Consider the following 15,803-nt stretch of genomic DNA (forward strand, 5'->3'; position numbering starts at 1 on the left):
CCGCCGCCCGCCGGCGGCCCCGGGGCGGGGCCCGGGGGCGGGGCCGGCCGGGCGCCGGCCGCGGCGGCCCCCCCCCCCCCCCCCCCCCCCCCCCCCCCCCCCCAAGGCTCACTCCTGCTCGTAGGTGGCGACGAGCGTGGCCCGCGCCAGCGTGTGGAAGAACAGGTTGAACCCGAGGACGGCGGGCGTGGTGCCGGCGTCGACGTCGAGCCGCTCGGTGTCGACCGCGTGCACCACCACGAAGTAGCGGTGCGGGCCGTGCCCGGCCGGGGGAGCGGCGCCCACGAAGCCGGCAAAGCCGCCGTCGTTGCGCAGCTGCACCGCGCCGTCGGGGAGCTGCGGGGCGTCCTTGTCGCCGGCGCCGGAGGGCAGCTCGGTGACCGACGCCGGGATGTTGGCCACCGCCCAGTGCCAGAAGCCGCTGGCGGTGGGGGCGTCGGGGTCGTAGACGGTCACGGCGAAGCTGCGGGTGGCCTCGGGGAAGCCGGACCAGGCCAGCTGCGGCGAGCGGTCTTCGCCGCCGGCGCCCATGACGCCGCTGACCTGGGGCATCGGCAGCACCTGGCCGTCGGACACGTCGCTGCTGGTGACGGTGAAGCCCGGCACCTGCGGCAGGAAGTCGTACGGGTTCGGCGGGGTGGGCCGGTCGGCCATGGCGTTCCTCTCCTCGTAGCGGTGCGACGGCTGGTGGAGTTCGCCGAAGCGTTCCCCGTCGGGGACCCTAGGCAGCCCGGCTGCGCGGCGCCCGTCGGATCACCGGGACACGGCACCGCGCCCGGCTGGACACGTGCGCGTTGCCCCGCGCCGGTAGCGTCGAGGCGTGCCCACTCCGCGATCGCTCGGCCTCCCGGACGGCGTCCGTGCCTGCCTGTTCGACCTCGACGGCGTCCTCACCGCGACGGCGACGGTGCACATGGCGGCCTGGAAGCGCACCTTCGACGGGTTCCTGCGGTCGCGTGACCCCCGGGCGCCCGAGTTCACGCAGGACGACTACAACCGCCACGTCGACGGCAAGCCCCGTGCCGACGGCGTCCGCGACTTCCTGGCCAGCCGCGGCATCACCCTCCCCGAGGGCGACCCGGGGGACGCTCCGGACGCGGAGACGGTGCAGGGCGTGGCCACTCGCAAGAACGAGTTGGTGCAGCGGGAGCTCGAGGAGCACGGCGTCGAGGTCTACGAGGGGTCGGTGGCCTACCTGCGGGCGGTGAAGGAGGCCGGGCTGGCCACCGCGGTGGTCACGGCGTCGGCGAACGGGGAGCGGGTGGTGGCCGCCGGCGGCTTCGCCGAGCTCATCGACGCCCGCGTCGACGGCGTCGTCGCCCGCGAGGAGGGGCTGGCGGGCAAGCCGGCGCCCGACACGTTCCTCGCCGGCGCCCGCGCCCTCGGCGTGACGCCGCAGGAGGCCGTGGTGTTCGAGGACGCGCTCGCCGGGGTGGCCGCCGGACGGGCGGGCGGGTTCGCCTTCGTCGTCGGCGTGGACCGGGTCGGCCACGCCGACGGGCTGCGCGAGGCCGGCGCCGACGTCGTCGTCACCGACCTCGCCGAACTGCTGGACCGGACGTGACCGAGGGGCGGGCGATCTTCCCGGTCGAGCCGTGGGCGCTGACCGAGGTCGGGCTCGACCACGACAGCCTCGCCGTGCACGAGTCGGTCTTCGCGCTGGCCAACGGGCACCTCGGGATGCGTGGCTCCTTCGAGGAGGGCGAGCCGGTCGTCGTCCCCGGCACCTACCTCAACGGCTTCTTCGAGGAACGGCCCCTGCCCTACGCCGAGGTCGGCTACGGGTTCCCCGAGATGGGCCAGACCGTGGTCAACGTGACCGACGGCAAGCTCATCCGGCTGCTGGTGAAGGACTCGCCGCTGGACCTCAACTACGGCGAGGTGATCGACCACCGCCGCACCCTCGACCTGCGCGCCGGCGTGCTGCGCCGGTCGACCGAGTGGCGCTCACCCAGCGGCCGCACGGTGCGGGTCACCAGCACCCGCCTGGTCTCGCTGGCGCGGCGGTCGATCGCCGCGATCGAGTACCAGGTGGAGGTCACCGACAACCTCGGAGACCTCTACGTCGCCCTGCAGTCGGACCTGCTCGCCAACGACGACAACGCGCCCGCCGACGACGGCGACCCGCGCGCGGCGGCCGCCCTCGCCCGCCCCCTGGAGTGCGAGCTGGCCGCCGGCCGCGGGCGCCGGGCGGTCCTGGTGCACCGCACCAAGCGCAGCCGGCTGCGCATGGCCGCCGGCATGGACCACGTCATCCAGATCCCGGACAGCTGCACGGAGGACATCGAGGCCGCCGGGGACCTCGCCCGCTACACGCTGGCCGCCCGCATCCCGCCCGGCGGGTCGCTGAAGCTCGTCAAGTTCCTCGCCTACGGATGGTCCTCGCGCCGGTCCGGTGCGGCGCTGCGCGACCAGGTCGAGGCGGCGCTGGCGACGGCGAAGCTGGCCGGTTTCGAGCGGCTGCTGCGGGAGCAGCGGGAACTGCTGGCCCAGCACTGGGAGGACGCCGACGTCGAGATCGACGGCGACGACGAGCTCCAGCAGGCCGTCCGGGTGGGCATGTTCCACGTCCTGCAGGCCGGGTTGCGGGGGGAGCGGCAGGCCATCCCGGCGAAGGGGCTGACCGGCCCCGGCTACGACGGGCATACCTTCTGGGACACCGAGACCTACGTCCTCCCGGTCCTCACCTACACCGCCCCGCACGCCGCCCGGGATGCGCTGGCCTGGCGGCACACCACGCTGGCGCTGGCGCGCGAGCGGGCCCGGGTGCTGGGGCTGCGCGGCGCGGCGTTCCCGTGGCGGACGATCCGCGGCGAGGAGACCTCGGGCTACTGGCCGGCGGGGACGGCGGCCTTCCACATCAACGCCGACATCGCCGACGCGGTCATCCGGTACAACGACGCAACCCTGGACGAGGCCTTCGACCGCGACTACGGCGCCGAGCTGCTGATCGAGACGGCCCGCCTGTGGGCGTCGCTGGGACACTTCGACGCCGAGCACGGTTTCCGCATCGACGGGGTCACCGGCCCGGACGAGTACACCGCCGTGGTCGACAACAACGTCTACACGAACCTGATGGCGCAGCGGAACCTGCGCGGCGCGGTCGATGCCGTCCGCCGGCAACCCGAGGTCGCCGGCCGGCTGTCGGTGACCGAGGAGGAGGTCGACGGGTGGCTGCGGGCCGCGGCCCTGGTGGCGGTGCCCTACGACACCCAGCGCGGCGTGCACATGCAGTCCGACGGCTTCACCCACCACGAGGAGTGGGACTTCGCCGCCACACCGCGGGAGAAGTACCCACTCCTGCTGCACTACCCCTACTTCGAGATCTACCGGACGCAGGTGGTCAAGCAGGCCGACCTGGTGATGGCGCTGCACCTGCGGGGGGACGCGTTCACCCTCGAGGAGAAGATCGCCGACTTCGCCTACTACGAGGCGCGCACCACCCGGGACTCGTCGCTCTCGGCCACCCAGCAGGCCGTCGTCGCCGCCGAGACCGGGCACCTGCAGCTGGCCCACGAGTACTGGGCCGAGGCGGCGCTGACCGACCTGCAGAACCTGCACTCCAACTCCGGGCACGGGCTGCACATCGCCTCGCTCGCCGGTGGGTGGACCGTCGCCGTCGCCGGTTTCGGCGGGCTGCGCGACCACGGCGGGCAGCTGGCGTTCGCGCCGCGGCTGCCGGAGCGGATCAGCCGGCTGCGCTTCCGGGTGGTGTACCGCGGCCGCAAGCTCACCGTGACCGTGGAGCGGGACCGGGCCACCTACCGCCTGGTCGACGGCGACCCCATCGACGTCCGTCACCACGGGCGGCAGGTGCGGGTCGACCACGAGGACGTGGTGCTCGACGTACCGCCGCCCCCGCGAGTGGAGCCGGTGCACCAGCCCCCGGGCTGCGAACCCCGGCGCCGCGTCCGCGGCTGATCGCAGAGACCACCGGCCTGGCTTTTCCGTCGGCGACGCCTGGCTCGGGTACGACCGTTATCCCCAACGAAAACTTCAAGATGCTTGGGTTCAGCCGAGCAACCACCTCGCGCCCAGAACCAACGCCCCAAGGTCGACGACCAGGAAGACACCCACCCAGACGAGGGCAGGGAAGGGGGTCAGCCGGGCGAGCTGGTCGGCGTCGGAGTCCCGGGTGCCGCGGCGCCGGCGGGCGGTGTGCAGCTCGAGCACGGCCCGCGGCGCGGCCAGTAGCAGGAACCACGTGGCCACCGCCGCGAACACCGACTGGCCCGCCGGCGGCAGCCACCAGGTGGCGGCGAGGACGATCCCGCCGGTGACCAGCACCGACCACAGCCCGTACCAGTTGCGGATCTGCACCAGCAGCAGGGTGAGCAGGAGGAGCAGCGTCCACAGCAGCCCGATGGCGTGTCCGGCGGCGAGCAGGGCTGCGGCGCCGAGCCCGAAGAGGGCGGGGCCGGTGTAGCCGGCGGCGCAGGTCAGCACCATGCCCAGCCCGGTCGGCCGACCCGCGGAGACGGTCAGGCCGGAGGTGTCGGAGTGCAGCCGGATGCCGGAGAGCCGCCGCCCGGCCGCCAGCGCCACCAGCCCGTGAGCGCCCTCGTGGGCGATGGTCACGACGTTGCGGGCCGGGCGCCAGAGGCTGGGGGAGAGGACGAGGAGGGCGGCCGCCGCCGCGGTGGCGAGCAGCACCAGCGGCGGAAGGTCGGGGACGGTCGCCGTCGCGCGGGCCCAGAACCGGGCGAGGGCGTCCACGCCCGGCAGTCAACCGCACGTACCCGGCGGTTCCCGGGGGGCGAGCAGGGTGTCGGGGGAGGCGGGCCTCACACCGGCGCGGGGAGCCCACCGGGGCCCACCCCAGGCCCGACTCAGTTCCCCGGCTTCACAGCCTTGCCGCGCTCCTGCTCGGCCTCGTCGGCCTGGTAGACGCCCGGCACGGCCCGCGCCGCACCGTCGTCGCCGGGCCCCACCGGCCGGTCGGTCAGGTTGTCCGGGCCGGGGGAGGGCGTGCCCCCGGGCTCCCGGCGGTCGTCGGTGTCGGGCCGGGCGTCGGTCATGAGTCCTCCTGGTCGGATTGGTCCCCGGGTCCGCTACCCGTCCGGAGCGACCGGAACCGGGCTGGCAGCAGACCGGCGTCGTGCACCACCGCTCGGCAGCACCCGGCCCGGCGCTCCCGCGCCGACCGCCGGATCTGAGCGGTCAGCCCGCGCGGGTGAACAGCCAGCGGGCGAAGACCGCGTCCTCGTAGAGCTCCGTGCGCCAGAGGACCGACAGCCGGAACGCCCCCGGGGGCACGACCAGCAGCGGGCTGGCGTCAGTGGCCGCGCCGTCGCTCAGCGCGTCGGATTCCGGCGTCGGGCCGGGGGACTCGGGGAGCAGGAAGGCGCCGTCCTCGCCGGTGCCGTCCAGCGCCGCGCTGATGAACGCCAGGCGGCCGCTGGGTACGAATACCACGTCGCCAGCCTGGTCGTCGGCCTCGGGAAAGGCCAGGGCTGCGTCGAGGATGCCCCGGTAGTCAGCCGCGTTCGCCTGGACGACGGCGATGCTCCCGTCGTCGGCCCGGAAGACCTCCAGCCAGCCCTCGTCGCCGACCTCCGGGTCCGTGAGGACCAGTGCGGCGGTGCTCGCACCCACGGGGATGCCGGTCAGCTGGTAGTCCAGTCGCGGCACGAGAGCCTCGTAGGCCTGGTCGCTCAGCCCGCGCCAGGAGGGCAGCAGATCGCCGTCGAGGGCGAGGAACGGCTCACCGTTGGTCCAGCAGCGGCCGACATGGGTCCAGGTGCGGGGCATGGTCCGATCATCACCCTCTCGGGCAGGTTGCCGCCCTTGCTGTCCGGGGGATGGGGCTGCTTCACAGGCTAGTTGACATAACGTCGATTATCGGCGCGTCGATCAGGAGCGTGAGAGGGGCAGTGATCATGGTTCGCCGTCCGGTTCGCGCGCTCGGCACGCACGACGGCCATCGGGTGCTCGGGAGTTCCTCGAGCGGGTATCGCCGTGCGCGTCCCGCTGCATCCGCCCCGTCCCGCCCCGTCGTCGCAGACCCGACCCCGAAGCTCCATGGCCGGCCGGCCGTGCGGGATGAGACGACGGGCCTCCCGCCATTCCCGTCCTCGACTCCCCCGGCGTTGATCTTGGCCTTATTGATCTTGACCATCCGACTGGCCAACCCGATCGCTTGGTCCGGACGGCGTTCTGAAGCTCGGCGACCCGTCGGCGAGACCTCTTCCCCCATCCGGCTACACCGCCACCAATACGTCACGGTGACGTAAGCAATGTGGTCTCGGTCGTTCGACGGGCGCCGGACGGTCGGCGTTCGTAGGGTCGGTGCATGAGAATCCGACGGCCGTTCGCCGCACTGATGACCTCGCTGGCACTGTTCGGCGGAGCCGCCTCGTTGACCGCCTGCGGCGACCCGGCCGGGCTGGACCGCAACGACGGATCGACCGACGAGTCTGTCCAGACGGTCGACCCGGAGGACGCTGACCGCGAGAACCTGCCGGACGTCAGCAATCCCGAGATCGAGCAGAACACCGACGAGGACACACAGGGGGACTGACCCCGGGGCTCAGTTGGAGCGTTCGGTCACCCACAGGCGGTCGAGCCGGCCGGTCGAGTGGACGAGGTCGGCCAGCGAGCGCTCCAGCTCGGCCTTCGTCGGCCGTTCCTGCAGCAACGTCTGGACGTCCTCGAGGGCGCAGCGCAGCTGGAACAGCCGGTCCTGCAGGCCGTCGAGCTCGGCCCGGGACACGAGGACGACGTCGCCCGGCAGGCCTGCCTTCGCCGTCGCCGAGCGCTGCTCGTACGCCCGCTGGCGGCACGCCTGACCGCAGTACAGCCGTGGCCGCCCGACCGAGCCCTGCTGGGGAAGGGGCCGCCGGCACCAGCCGCACCGCCGTTCACCGCTCCCCCGGCCGGGAAGGGGTGCGACGGGGATGGCGGCCGTGCTGCCGGACGTGTGCTGCTGTGCCACGTCTGCGCACGGTAGACGCCACCACCGACAGGTTCGGGTGACACGCCAGGACGGCGCACGGAAGGGGCCGGCGATGGACGACCACGCTCCCGAGGACCTCTCCCCGGTCTTCGACGCGTTCAGCGAGGAGGGGCTGCGGGCCGCCGGCAGCCTGAAGTGGACGCGGTACGGCCAGGCCATGGGCGCGTTCGTCGCCGAGATGGACTTCGGGACGGCACCGGCGGTGACGGACATCCTCGCCGCCGCCGTGGCCGGGAACCGGTTCGGCTACCTGACGCCGGAGGCCGCGACGGACATGGCCCGGGCCTGCGCGCGGTGGCAGGCCGACCGCTACGGCTGGGCGGTGCCCGCCGAGTGGGTGACCCCGCTGCCCGACGTGCTGGCCGGCCTGCAGGCGGCGATCGAGCACTTCACCCCGCCCGGCAGCCCGGTCGTCCTCCCCACGCCCGCCTACATGCCGTTCCTGCGGGTGCCCGGTCTGCTCGGGCGGGAGATCCTCCAGGTGCCGATGGTGCGCCGCGATGGCCGGACGACCTACGACCTGGGCGGGATCGCCCGGGCGCTGCAGGCGGGTGGCCGCCTGGTCGTGCACTGCAATCCGCACAACCCGCTGGGGCGCGTGTTCTCGGTGGAGGAGCAGCTGGCGTTGGCCGACGTCGTCGAGCGGGCAGGGGCGCGCGTCTTCTCCGACGAGATCCACGCACCTCTGGTGCTGCCCGGCGCGGTCCACCGGCCCTACGCCTCGCTCTCCGCCGTGACGGCCGGGCACACCGTCACCGCGACGTCGGCGTCGAAGGCCTGGAACCTGCCCGGTCTCAAGGCGGCGCAGCTGATCCTCACCAGTGAGGCCGATGTGGACCACTGGTCGCAGGTGGGCTTCCTCGCCGGCCACGGCGCGTCGACGCCCGGAGTGCTGGCCGCCACCGCCGCCTACGACCGGGGCCGCGGCTGGCTCGACTCGGTCCTCGGCTACCTCGACGGGAACCGACGGCTGCTGGGACACCTGCTGGCCGAGCGGGTGCCGGGCATCCGGTTCGAGCCACCGGAGGGCACCTACCTCGCGTGGCTCGACTGCCGGGAGCTGGCCCTGCCGGGCCCGGCGGGCCAGTTCTTCCTCGAGCAGGCCGGCGTGGCGCTGGTCGAGGGCGCGGAGTGCGGCGCTCCCGGTGCCGGTCACGTGCGACTGAACTTCGCGACGCCCCGCCCGGTGCTGACCGCCCTGGTGGACCGGATGGCCGCCGCCCTCGCCCGCACGGACGGGGGCCCGCAAGGGGGCGTGGGGCTGCCACTAGCGTGAACGCGTGCCTGCCGCGCGGTTCGCCTTCCTCGACGCGCCGACCCCGTTGGCCATGGCCCACCGCGGTGGTGCCATCGAGCACCTGGAGAACAGCATGCCCGCCTTCGAGGCGTGCGTGGAGCTGGGGTACCGGTACCTGGAGACCGACGTCCAGGTGACCGCCGATGGCGTGCTCGTCGCCTTCCACGACCCGACGCTGGAGCGGACCACCGACCGCAGCGGGCGGATCGACTCCCTGACGTGGGCGCAGGTCTCCGAGGCCCGGATCGGTGGCCGGGAGCCGGTCGTGCGCCTGGAGGACCTGCTCGGCGCGTGGCCCGACGTCCGGATCAACCTCGACATCAAGGCTGCCGGGGTACTGGCTCCGCTCGTCCGGCTGGTCGGGCGCATGGAGGTGACCGACCGGATCTGCCTCGGCTCGTTCTCCGACGCCCGGATCGCGGCCGCCCGACGGTTGTTCGGCCCGACCGTCTGCACGTCCCTGGGGCCCCGCGGGGTGGCGGCGCTGCGGCTGTCGTCCTACTCCCCCCGGGCGGCCGGCCTCGTGCGCATCTCGGCCGGCTGCGCGCAGGTGCCCCTCCAGCTCGGCGGGCGCGCGCTGGTCGACGAGCGGTTCCTCGCGGCCGCGCACGCCCGCGGGCTGCAGGTGCACGTGTGGACCGTCGACGACCCGGTCGAGGCCGAGGCGATGCTGGACCTCGGCGTCGACGGGATCATGACCGACCGGCCGGCCATGCTGCGCGAGGTGCTGGAGAAGCGCGGTCAGTGGTCGCCGCGGTGAGGCGGCTGCGCGACTGGCGGCCGCGCACCCCTCCCCTGCCGGAGGACCTCGCGCAGCTGGTCCGGCCCGGTGACCCCGAGTGGTTCGCCCGCGAGCTGGCCATCGCCGTGGCGCCGCCGTGGTGGCTCTGGCGTTCGGTCCTGCGCCGGCTCTCCTGGCTGGTGGGCGTCTTCGGCCGGGTGGAGGTCACCGGCACCATCCCCGAGGAGCTGCGCCGGGGGCCGCTGCTGCTGGCGGCCAACCACATCGGCGACTTCGACCCGTTCGTCGTCGCCGTCGTCCTCCACCGACTGGGCGTCACCCCGCGGATCATGGCGACCGGCGGAATCATCTCCGCGCCTTTCGCCGGCGCGCTGCTGGAGCGGACCGGCGCCATCCGGGTCGAGCGGGGGACGGAGCTGGCGCGGCACGCCGTGCGGGTGACCGAGGTGGCCCTCGTCCACGGCGGTCACGTCGTCGCCTATCCCGAGGGCCGGGTGGGCCTGGCCCCGGACTTCTGGCCCGAGCGGGGCCGCACCGGCATGGCGCGGCTCGCACTCGGCCTGCGGGTGCCGGTCATCCCGGTCAGCCAGTGGGGGGCCCACGAGGTGCTCCAGTACGGCAACGACCGGGGCAAGCTGCGCACCGCCGTCCGAGCGGTGCTGCGCCGTCCGGCGCTGCGGGTCCACGTCGGCCCGCCGGTGGTCTTCGACGACCTGCAGATGGGCCGGGTCGGCGACGCCAACCGCGCTCGGGTCCGGATCGCCGCAGCGCTGACCCGAGGGCTGCGGCCGCTGCGCGAGGGAGAGCTCGACGGCCCCGCGTTCGTCGACCCGACCCGCCCGACCAGCGCCGTCGCCGCCTTTCCGGGTGGTGTCGTGCCGGACGACATCCCGTGAACGGCGGAGCCCGGTGCTGGACCGGTTCCGCCCTGCCTGGCACCCTGCCGCGGTGACCTCTGCCCCGGCCAGCGCCGGCCCGTCGGCGGCCCCCGCAGACCACGCCCTGAAGCGCGAGCGGTTCGGCTGGTACTCCTACGACTGGGCGATGTCGGTCTTCAACACCTCGGTGACGACGGTCTTCCTGGGCCCGTACCTGACGGCGATCGCCCGCGACGCCGCCGGCCCGGACGAGCGGCTGTCCTTCCTCGGCCTGTCGCTCGCCGCCGGCAGCTGGTTCTCCTACGTGCTGTCGGCCTCGGTCGTCCTGCAGGTGCTGGTGCTGCCGCTCACCGGCGCCGTCGCCGACCGCACCGGGCGCAAGAGGGAGATGCTGGCCGCCTTCGCGAGCCTCGGCGCGCTCGCGACCACGGGGCTGTACTTCGCCGGCGACGGGCGGTGGCTGCTGGCCGCGGCGCTGTTCGTCGTCGCCAACATCAGCTTCGGCGCGGCCACCGTCGTCTACTACTCGTGGCTGCCCGATCTGGCCGGTCCGGAGGAGCGCGACGCCGTCTCCAGCAAGGGCTGGGCGTTCGGCTACGTCGGCGGTGCGCTGCTGCTCGCCGTGCACCTGGGTCTCGTCGTCGCCGCCGAGGACCTGGGGCTGACGACCGGCGAGGCGGTGCGGATCTGCCTGGCCACTGCGGGGCTGTGGTGGGGCGCGTTCACCTTCTTCTCGGTGTCCCGCCTCCGCAACCGCCCGGTCGCCGCCTCCGCCATGCGGTCGGGCAGCAGCTTCCGCCAGCTGGCCACGACCTTCCGGGAGATGCGGGCCTTTCCGCTCACCCTGTGGTTCCTCGGGGCCTACCTGCTGTTCAACGACGGCGTGCAGACGGTCATCTCGCTGTCGGCCACGTACGCGACCGAGGAGTTGGACCTCGAGCAGGACGTGCTCACCGGCGCGATCCTGATGGTGCAGGTGGTGGCGGTCTTCGGTGCCCTGGGCCTGGGCCGGATGGCCGGGCGCTACGGCGCCAAGCGCGTGGTCCTCGGCGCCCTGGTGGCGTGGATCGGCGTGCTGTTCGCCGCCTTCTTCCTGCAGACCGGGGCCGTGGCGCAGTTCTACGCCCTCGCGGCGGTCATCGGGCTGGTCCAGGGCGGTACCCAGGCGCTGTCGCGGTCGCTGTTCAGCCAGCTGATCCCGCTGGGCAAGGAGGCCGAGTACTACGGCTTCTACGAAATCAGCGACCGCGGGACCAGCTGGCTCGGACCGCTGGCGTTCGGCCTGACCTACCAGCTCACCGGCTCCTACCGGCTGGCCATCGTCAGCCTGGTGGTCTTCTTCGTCGCGGGGTTCGTCGCGCTCGCGGCACTGCCCATGCGCCGCGCCGTGATCGCTGCGGGCAACGTCCCGCCGGAGCGGCTGTGACCACGGCCCCGCCCGCACCACCGGGACCATCGGCGGTCCCGGCGTCCGGCGACCGGCGACGGCACCCCGCACCTGCCCACCTGCACTTCTTCCATGGCCCCATGGACTGCGGCAAGTCCACCCTCGCCCTGCAGGTCGACCACAACCACAGCCGGCAGGGCAGGCACGGGGTGCTGGTGACCCAGGGCGATCGGTCGGCGGTTCCGCAGATCAGCTCCCGCGTGGGGCTGCGCCGGGAGGCGGTGGAGATCGACGAAGGCACCGATCTGCGGCTGCTCGTCCGTGACCGGTGGGCCGCCGGGCACCGGGTGGACTACCTGATCGTCGACGAGGCGCAGTTCCTCTCCCCCGCGCAGGTCGACCAACTCGCCGAGCTCGCCGACGAGTCGCACGTCGACGTCTACGCGTTCGGGCTGACCACCGACTTTCGGGCGCGGTTGTTCCCCGGCACCCAGCGGCTGCTGGAGGTGGCCGACGACGTGCAGCGCATCCAGGTCGAGGTGCTGTGCTGGTGCGGCCTCCCCGGGCTGCTCAACGCCCGCGTCGTGGACGGGGCCATGGTGCGGTCCGGCGCGACCGTGGTCGTCGCCGACACCGCGCCCCCGGAGCCGCCCGGCGAGGTCGCCGGCCCCTCCCCCGCCGTCCGCTACCAGGTGCTGTGCCGACGGCACTACGTGCGGGGCGAGCTGGGTCCCACGGCGGCCGGGCCGGGTCAGCTGGCCCTTCCCTGAGCGGCGCTCTCACCCCTCCGAGGGGCGGCGGGGCCGCGGATGCCCCCCCATGCGATGATGAACAGCCGTCTCGGCGGAATCTCTCCGCCTTTTCGGTCGTTCATCTCTCTGACTCCCCGTTGTCTGGGTAACGCCATGGCACCGGACGTCGAGTCCCGACCGACACAAGCACGAGAGGACGGTGTGCCATGGGCGAGCGTTCCCTGCGCGGCAGCCGACTGGGCAGCGTCAGCTACGAGACCGAACGGAACACCGCGCCGATCGAGCGGCAGTACGCCGAGTACCGCTGTTCCTCGGGGCACCTGTTCACGGTGCCCTTCGCCGACGACGCCGAGCTCCCCGACACCTGGGAGTGCAAGTTCGACGGCTCCGCGGCGAAGCTGGTCGGTGGGAGCGAGCCGACCCCCAAGAAGGTCAAGCCGCCGCGGACGCACTGGGACATGCTGCTCGAGCGCCGCAGCGTCGAGGACCTTGAGGAGGTCCTCGCCGAGCGCCTCGAGGTGCTCCGCGGCCGGCGCACGCGGGCCAGCTGACACCAGCACTACGCAACGGAACGGCCCCGGTGGAGCGATCCACCGGGGCCGTTCTGCGTCCGGAGGCCGTTCCCGCGCGGCGTCGCGACCAGCGATGACGGCGGTTGGCGACGATTGAGTCGAGAGGCTGGCGGCCGCACGAGCCTGACGTTCCGGGTGCCCAGCTAGGCCTTGGGGCGGCCGTCGGGGTCGCGGAGGACTTCCCCCTCGATGATGAGCGGCGTCGCCCGTGTGCTGCCGCTCCTGCTACCGGGGACGTCGCCCACCTCCTCGACCCGGACGCTGCGGGTGCGCACCGGGCCGCGCATCCGGTCGGGCAGCCGGGAGAGCACCGCCCGCGCCAGGGCCCGGCGCACCAGGCCGCGCGTCCCGGGCAGCAAGCAGAGCAGTCCGAGCAGGTCGCCGAGGAAGCCGGGCAGGACCATGAGCAGCCCGCCGACGGCGACCAGCCCGGCGTCCCCGAGCTCCCGGCCCGCGCTCTCGCGCGACCGGGCCCGTTCCCGCAGGTCCGCCAGCGCCCGCCGGCCCTGCCGGGCCAGCAGCACCGAGCCCAGCGCGCTGGTGAACAGGGTGGCGAGGATCGTCCAGGCCAGCCCGATCCAGGCGGCCACCAGGATGAGGACGACCAGCTCCGCCAGCGCGGTCAGCCCCACCACCACGCGCAGCCGTCGGCGCACCAGGTCAGCCACGACGGTCCCTCCTCCCGGTAGCCCTGCTCGTGCCCGGACGGCGGTGGCCCCACCGTGCGCGGGTCACCGGCCGGAGCTCCCGGCCGGGCCGGTCACCGGCGGAGGCATGCGGCCCGGCAACCACTCGGCCAGCCGGTCCTGCACACCCCACACCGTCACCCGTGCCCACGCCTCCCCAACGATCGAGCCGCTCATCTTGCTCCGGCCCAAGGCGCGTTCGGTGAAGGTGATCGGTACCTCGGTGATCCGCGCACCGGAGCGCAGCGCCCGCCAGGCCCAGTCCACCTGGAAGCAGTAGCCCTCGCTGGCGACCTCGTCGAAGGGCAGCCGGTCGATGAGGTCGGCCCGCGCGGCCCGGAAGCCGCCCGTGGCGTCCTGCAGGGGGAGGCGCAGCACCCACCGGGTGTACCGGTTGCCGAGGCGGGACAGCAGCAGCCGGTGGACCGGCCAGTCCTCGACCCGGCCTCCGTCGACGTACCGGGAGCCGAGCACCAGATCGGCGTCGGCCAGCGCGGCCAGCAGGTCCGGAAGCTGCTCCGGGGGGTGCGAGCCGTCGGCGTCCATCTCCACCAGCACCCCGTAGCCGCGCTCCCGCGCCCAGCCGAACCCGGCGACGTAGGCGCGCCCCAGGCCGGTCTTGGCAGTGCGGTGCAGCACGTGGACGCGCGGGTCGGCAGCCGCCAGCCGGTCCGCGAGGTCGCCCGTGCCGTCGGGCGAGCCGTCGTCCACGACCAGGGCGTGGGCCTCGGGCACGCTGGCGTGCAGCCGCTGGAGGACCCGCTCCAGGTTCTCGACCTCGTTGTAGGTGGGGATGATGACCAGCACCTGGTCGCTCACGCCGCTGCCCTCCCCCGGCGCCGGCCCAGCGCCCAGAGCGCCGCACCGAGGCCCACTGCGGTCAGCAGCCACTCGGGCGCGGCGCCGAGCCGCTGGGCCACCGTCCGGTCGTCGCGCTGCGCGATCTCCTCGACGAACACATCGGGCTCGAACAGCTCCGACGAGCGGACGACGGTGCCGTCCGGGGCGACGATCGCCGAGATGCCGCTGGTCGCGGCGACGGCGACGGTCCGGCCGACCTCCACCGCCCGCACGCGGCTCATCGCCAGCTGCTGGGCGCTCTCGTCGGTGTGGCCGAACGTGGCGTTGTTCGTCTGGACGACGAGCATGCCCGCGCCGCCGTCGACCACATCGCGCAGCAGCCCGTCGTAGACCACCTCGAAGCAGATGAGGTCGCCGATCCGGATGCCACCGATGTCGAGCACGCCGACCTCCTCGCCCGCGGCGAAGTCCCGGCGGACCAGGTCCACCTTCTCGCTGAACAGGCGGAAGAAGTCGCGGGCCGGCACGTACTCGGCGAAGGGCACTGGATGCCGCTTGACGTAGGTGTCTCCGGGGCCGTCCTCCGGGGACCAGACGATGGCGGTGTTGCTGATGAACTCCCCCGGGCCCTGGACGACCGCACCGACGAGCACCGGGGCGCCCACGGCGTCGGCCGCGCGCTGGATCTGCGCGGCGGCGTCGTCGTTGCGGTAGGGGTCGATGTCGGAGCTGTTCTCCGGCCAGAGGACGACGTCGGGCTGTGCGGTCCGGCCCGCGGCGACGTCCTCGGCCAGCCGCAGCGTCTGCTGGACGTGGTTGTCGAGCACCGCTCGGCGCTGGGCGTTGAAGTCCAGCCCGGCACGGGGGACGTCACCCTGGATGACCGCGACGGTCGCGGTCGGCCCGCCCGCGGTGAGGGATCCGCCCGTCAGCGGCAGCCAGGCCAGCCCGCCCACCAGCGGCACCGCGAGCGCGGCGGCGACCGCCTGCAGGGCGCGGCGGGGCGCGGTGCGCCGCGCCCCCGCGGGGTCGTTCGCGGCGTTCCGGGCGCGCAGCAGGGCCAGGACGGCGGCGGCCAGCAGCGTGCCGGTGAGAGCGACGGCGAAGCTGACCAGCGGCACGCCGCCGTAGGCGGCGAGCGCCAGCAGTGGGCCGTCGGTCTGCGAGAAGCCGAGCCGTCCCCAGGGGAAGCCACCGAACGGGAAGCGGCCGCGGACGGCCTCGTCGGCGACCCAGAGCGCCGCGGCCCACAGCGGCCAGAGCGGCAGCCGGGAGACCACCGCGGTCAGGGCGCCCAGCAGCGCGAGGAACAGCGCCTGGCTGACCGCCAGGGCCAGCCACGGGAACGAACCCACGTAGATGCCGGTCCAGGACAGCAGGGGCACGAAGAACGCCAGCCCGGTGACCAGGCCGAGCCACAGGCCGGCCCGCACGCCCTGCCCGCGCACGGCCAGGGCGAGGGCGGCGGGACCGCCGACGGCCAGGCCGGTCAGGTCGTGCTCGGGGAACGCCAGGAACAGCGACAGCCCGCCGGCGACGGCCAGCAGGGTGCGCCACGGGAGGTGGGACCGGCGGGAGCGCGTCGACGGCTCCACCGGCCGCCCGGGTGATCCTGGGCCGGCCGGACGAGGGAGCGTTCCCGTCACCGGCCCGCCATCGCCTGCGGGCACGCAGCGCCTCCCCGGTGCAGCCGCCTGTCGGGCGGATCCTCCCCGCACCGATCGGGCGGGGTC

17 protein-coding genes are annotated in these 15,803 nt (G+C 74.0%); 9 read left to right on the forward strand and 8 right to left on the reverse strand.

Annotated elements, in window-relative coordinates:
• Window positions 1-108: 108 nt before the first annotated feature.
• Entirely contained in the window at window positions 109-654 is a 546-nt protein-coding gene (locus ACI791_RS06705; protein WP_456585338.1) for a YbhB/YbcL family Raf kinase inhibitor-like protein, read from the reverse strand.
• Between the two features lie 166 nt (window positions 655-820).
• On the opposite strand from ACI791_RS06705, the gene ACI791_RS06710 reads away from it, so the two are divergent.
• Window positions 821-1,564, forward strand: a complete 744-nt coding sequence (locus tag ACI791_RS06710; protein ID WP_456585339.1) for a beta-phosphoglucomutase family hydrolase — start codon at window positions 821-823, stop codon at window positions 1,562-1,564.
• The gene (locus ACI791_RS06715; RefSeq protein WP_456585340.1) at window positions 1,561-3,921 is read left to right on the forward strand and encodes a glycoside hydrolase family 65 protein; all 2,361 of its coding nucleotides are present in this window, start codon (window positions 1,561-1,563) and stop codon (window positions 3,919-3,921) included. The genes ACI791_RS06710 and ACI791_RS06715 overlap by 4 nt, the downstream gene beginning before the upstream one ends.
• Before the next feature lie 90 nt (window positions 3,922-4,011).
• On the opposite strand, the gene ACI791_RS06720 is transcribed toward ACI791_RS06715, so the two are convergent.
• The 3 genes from ACI791_RS06720 to ACI791_RS06730 form a co-directional block, all read right to left on the reverse strand.
• Window positions 4,012-4,716: a M50 family metallopeptidase gene (locus tag ACI791_RS06720; RefSeq protein WP_456585341.1), complete on the reverse strand. Its 705-nt coding sequence runs from the start codon at window positions 4,714-4,716 to the stop codon at window positions 4,012-4,014.
• A gap of 113 nt (window positions 4,717-4,829) precedes the next feature.
• Window positions 4,830-5,018, reverse strand: a complete 189-nt coding sequence (locus ACI791_RS06725) for a hypothetical protein (RefSeq protein ID WP_456585342.1) — start codon at window positions 5,016-5,018, stop codon at window positions 4,830-4,832.
• Window positions 5,019-5,160: 142 nt separating this feature from the next.
• Window positions 5,161-5,751 carry a hypothetical protein gene (locus ACI791_RS06730; RefSeq protein WP_456585343.1) on the reverse strand — a complete coding sequence of 197 codons (591 nt, stop codon included), beginning with the start codon at window positions 5,749-5,751 and terminating at the stop codon, window positions 5,161-5,163.
• Window positions 5,752-6,292: 541 nt separating this feature from the next.
• On the opposite strand from ACI791_RS06730, the gene ACI791_RS06735 reads away from it, so the two are divergent.
• Window positions 6,293-6,520: a hypothetical protein gene (locus tag ACI791_RS06735; protein ID WP_347060639.1), complete on the forward strand. Its 228-nt coding sequence runs from the start codon at window positions 6,293-6,295 to the stop codon at window positions 6,518-6,520.
• 9 nt (window positions 6,521-6,529) lie between these two features.
• Here ACI791_RS06735 and ACI791_RS06740 read toward each other — a convergent pair whose 3' ends face one another.
• Complete coding sequence (locus tag ACI791_RS06740; RefSeq protein ID WP_456585344.1) at window positions 6,530-6,934, reverse strand: hypothetical protein; 405 nt, start codon at window positions 6,932-6,934, stop codon at window positions 6,530-6,532.
• A 73-nt stretch (window positions 6,935-7,007) separates the two neighbouring features.
• On the opposite strand from ACI791_RS06740, the gene ACI791_RS06745 reads away from it, so the two are divergent.
• The 6 genes from ACI791_RS06745 to ACI791_RS06770 all read left to right on the forward strand — a co-directional run bounded on the left by ACI791_RS06745 (window position 7,008) and on the right by ACI791_RS06770 (window position 12,562).
• Window positions 7,008-8,231, forward strand: a complete 1,224-nt coding sequence (locus ACI791_RS06745; protein ID WP_456585345.1) for a MalY/PatB family protein — start codon at window positions 7,008-7,010, stop codon at window positions 8,229-8,231.
• A gap of 4 nt (window positions 8,232-8,235) precedes the next feature.
• Complete coding sequence (locus ACI791_RS06750; RefSeq protein ID WP_456585346.1) at window positions 8,236-9,012, forward strand: glycerophosphodiester phosphodiesterase; 777 nt, start codon at window positions 8,236-8,238, stop codon at window positions 9,010-9,012.
• A complete protein-coding gene (locus ACI791_RS06755) occupies window positions 9,009-9,890 on the forward strand; it encodes a lysophospholipid acyltransferase family protein (protein WP_456585347.1) in 882 nt (293 codons plus the stop codon). The genes ACI791_RS06750 and ACI791_RS06755 overlap by 4 nt, the downstream gene beginning before the upstream one ends.
• Before the next feature lie 52 nt (window positions 9,891-9,942).
• The gene (locus ACI791_RS06760) at window positions 9,943-11,298 is read left to right on the forward strand and encodes an MFS transporter (RefSeq protein WP_456585348.1); all 1,356 of its coding nucleotides are present in this window, start codon (window positions 9,943-9,945) and stop codon (window positions 11,296-11,298) included.
• Window positions 11,295-12,029, forward strand: a complete 735-nt coding sequence (locus ACI791_RS06765) for a thymidine kinase (protein ID WP_456585349.1) — start codon at window positions 11,295-11,297, stop codon at window positions 12,027-12,029. The genes ACI791_RS06760 and ACI791_RS06765 overlap by 4 nt, the downstream gene beginning before the upstream one ends.
• Window positions 12,030-12,217: 188 nt before the next feature.
• Window positions 12,218-12,562: an RNA polymerase-binding protein RbpA gene (locus ACI791_RS06770; RefSeq protein ID WP_347060647.1), complete on the forward strand. Its 345-nt coding sequence runs from the start codon at window positions 12,218-12,220 to the stop codon at window positions 12,560-12,562.
• Between the two features lie 164 nt (window positions 12,563-12,726).
• On the opposite strand, the gene ACI791_RS06775 is transcribed toward ACI791_RS06770, so the two are convergent.
• The 3 genes from ACI791_RS06775 to lnt all read right to left on the reverse strand — a co-directional run bounded on the left by ACI791_RS06775 (window position 12,727) and on the right by lnt (window position 15,665).
• On the reverse strand, window positions 12,727-13,251 hold the full coding sequence (locus tag ACI791_RS06775; RefSeq protein WP_456585350.1) for an FxsA family protein: 525 nt from the start codon (window positions 13,249-13,251) through the stop codon (window positions 12,727-12,729).
• A 63-nt stretch (window positions 13,252-13,314) separates the two neighbouring features.
• Window positions 13,315-14,088 (reverse strand): polyprenol monophosphomannose synthase, encoded by a 774-nt coding sequence (locus tag ACI791_RS06780; RefSeq protein WP_456585351.1) that lies wholly within the window; start codon window positions 14,086-14,088, stop codon window positions 13,315-13,317.
• Window positions 14,085-15,665 carry an apolipoprotein N-acyltransferase gene (lnt, locus tag ACI791_RS06785; protein WP_456585352.1) on the reverse strand — a complete coding sequence of 527 codons (1,581 nt, stop codon included), beginning with the start codon at window positions 15,663-15,665 and terminating at the stop codon, window positions 14,085-14,087. Before lnt ends, ACI791_RS06780 begins: the two co-directional genes overlap by 4 nt.
• Between the last annotated feature and the right edge of the window lie 138 nt (window positions 15,666-15,803).

It is taken from the genome of Blastococcus sp. SYSU DS0973 (assembly GCF_054051055.1).

Bases quoted from the DNA above. Each gene is read 5' to 3' on its own strand.
- ACI791_RS06705 (WP_456585338.1), bottom strand. From the start codon at position 654: ATGGCCGACCGGCCCACCCCGCCGAACCCGTACGACTTCCTGCCGCAG.
- ACI791_RS06725 (WP_456585342.1), bottom strand. From the start codon at position 5,018: ATGACCGACGCCCGGCCCGACACCGACGACCGCCGGGAGCCCGGGGGC.
- ACI791_RS06730 (WP_456585343.1), bottom strand. From the start codon at position 5,751: ATGCCCCGCACCTGGACCCATGTCGGCCGCTGCTGGACCAACGGTGAG.
- ACI791_RS06735 (WP_347060639.1), top strand. From the start codon at position 6,293: ATGAGAATCCGACGGCCGTTCGCCGCACTGATGACCTCGCTGGCACTG.
- ACI791_RS06745 (WP_456585345.1), top strand. From the start codon at position 7,008: ATGGACGACCACGCTCCCGAGGACCTCTCCCCGGTCTTCGACGCGTTC.
- ACI791_RS06770 (WP_347060647.1), top strand. From the start codon at position 12,218: ATGGGCGAGCGTTCCCTGCGCGGCAGCCGACTGGGCAGCGTCAGCTAC.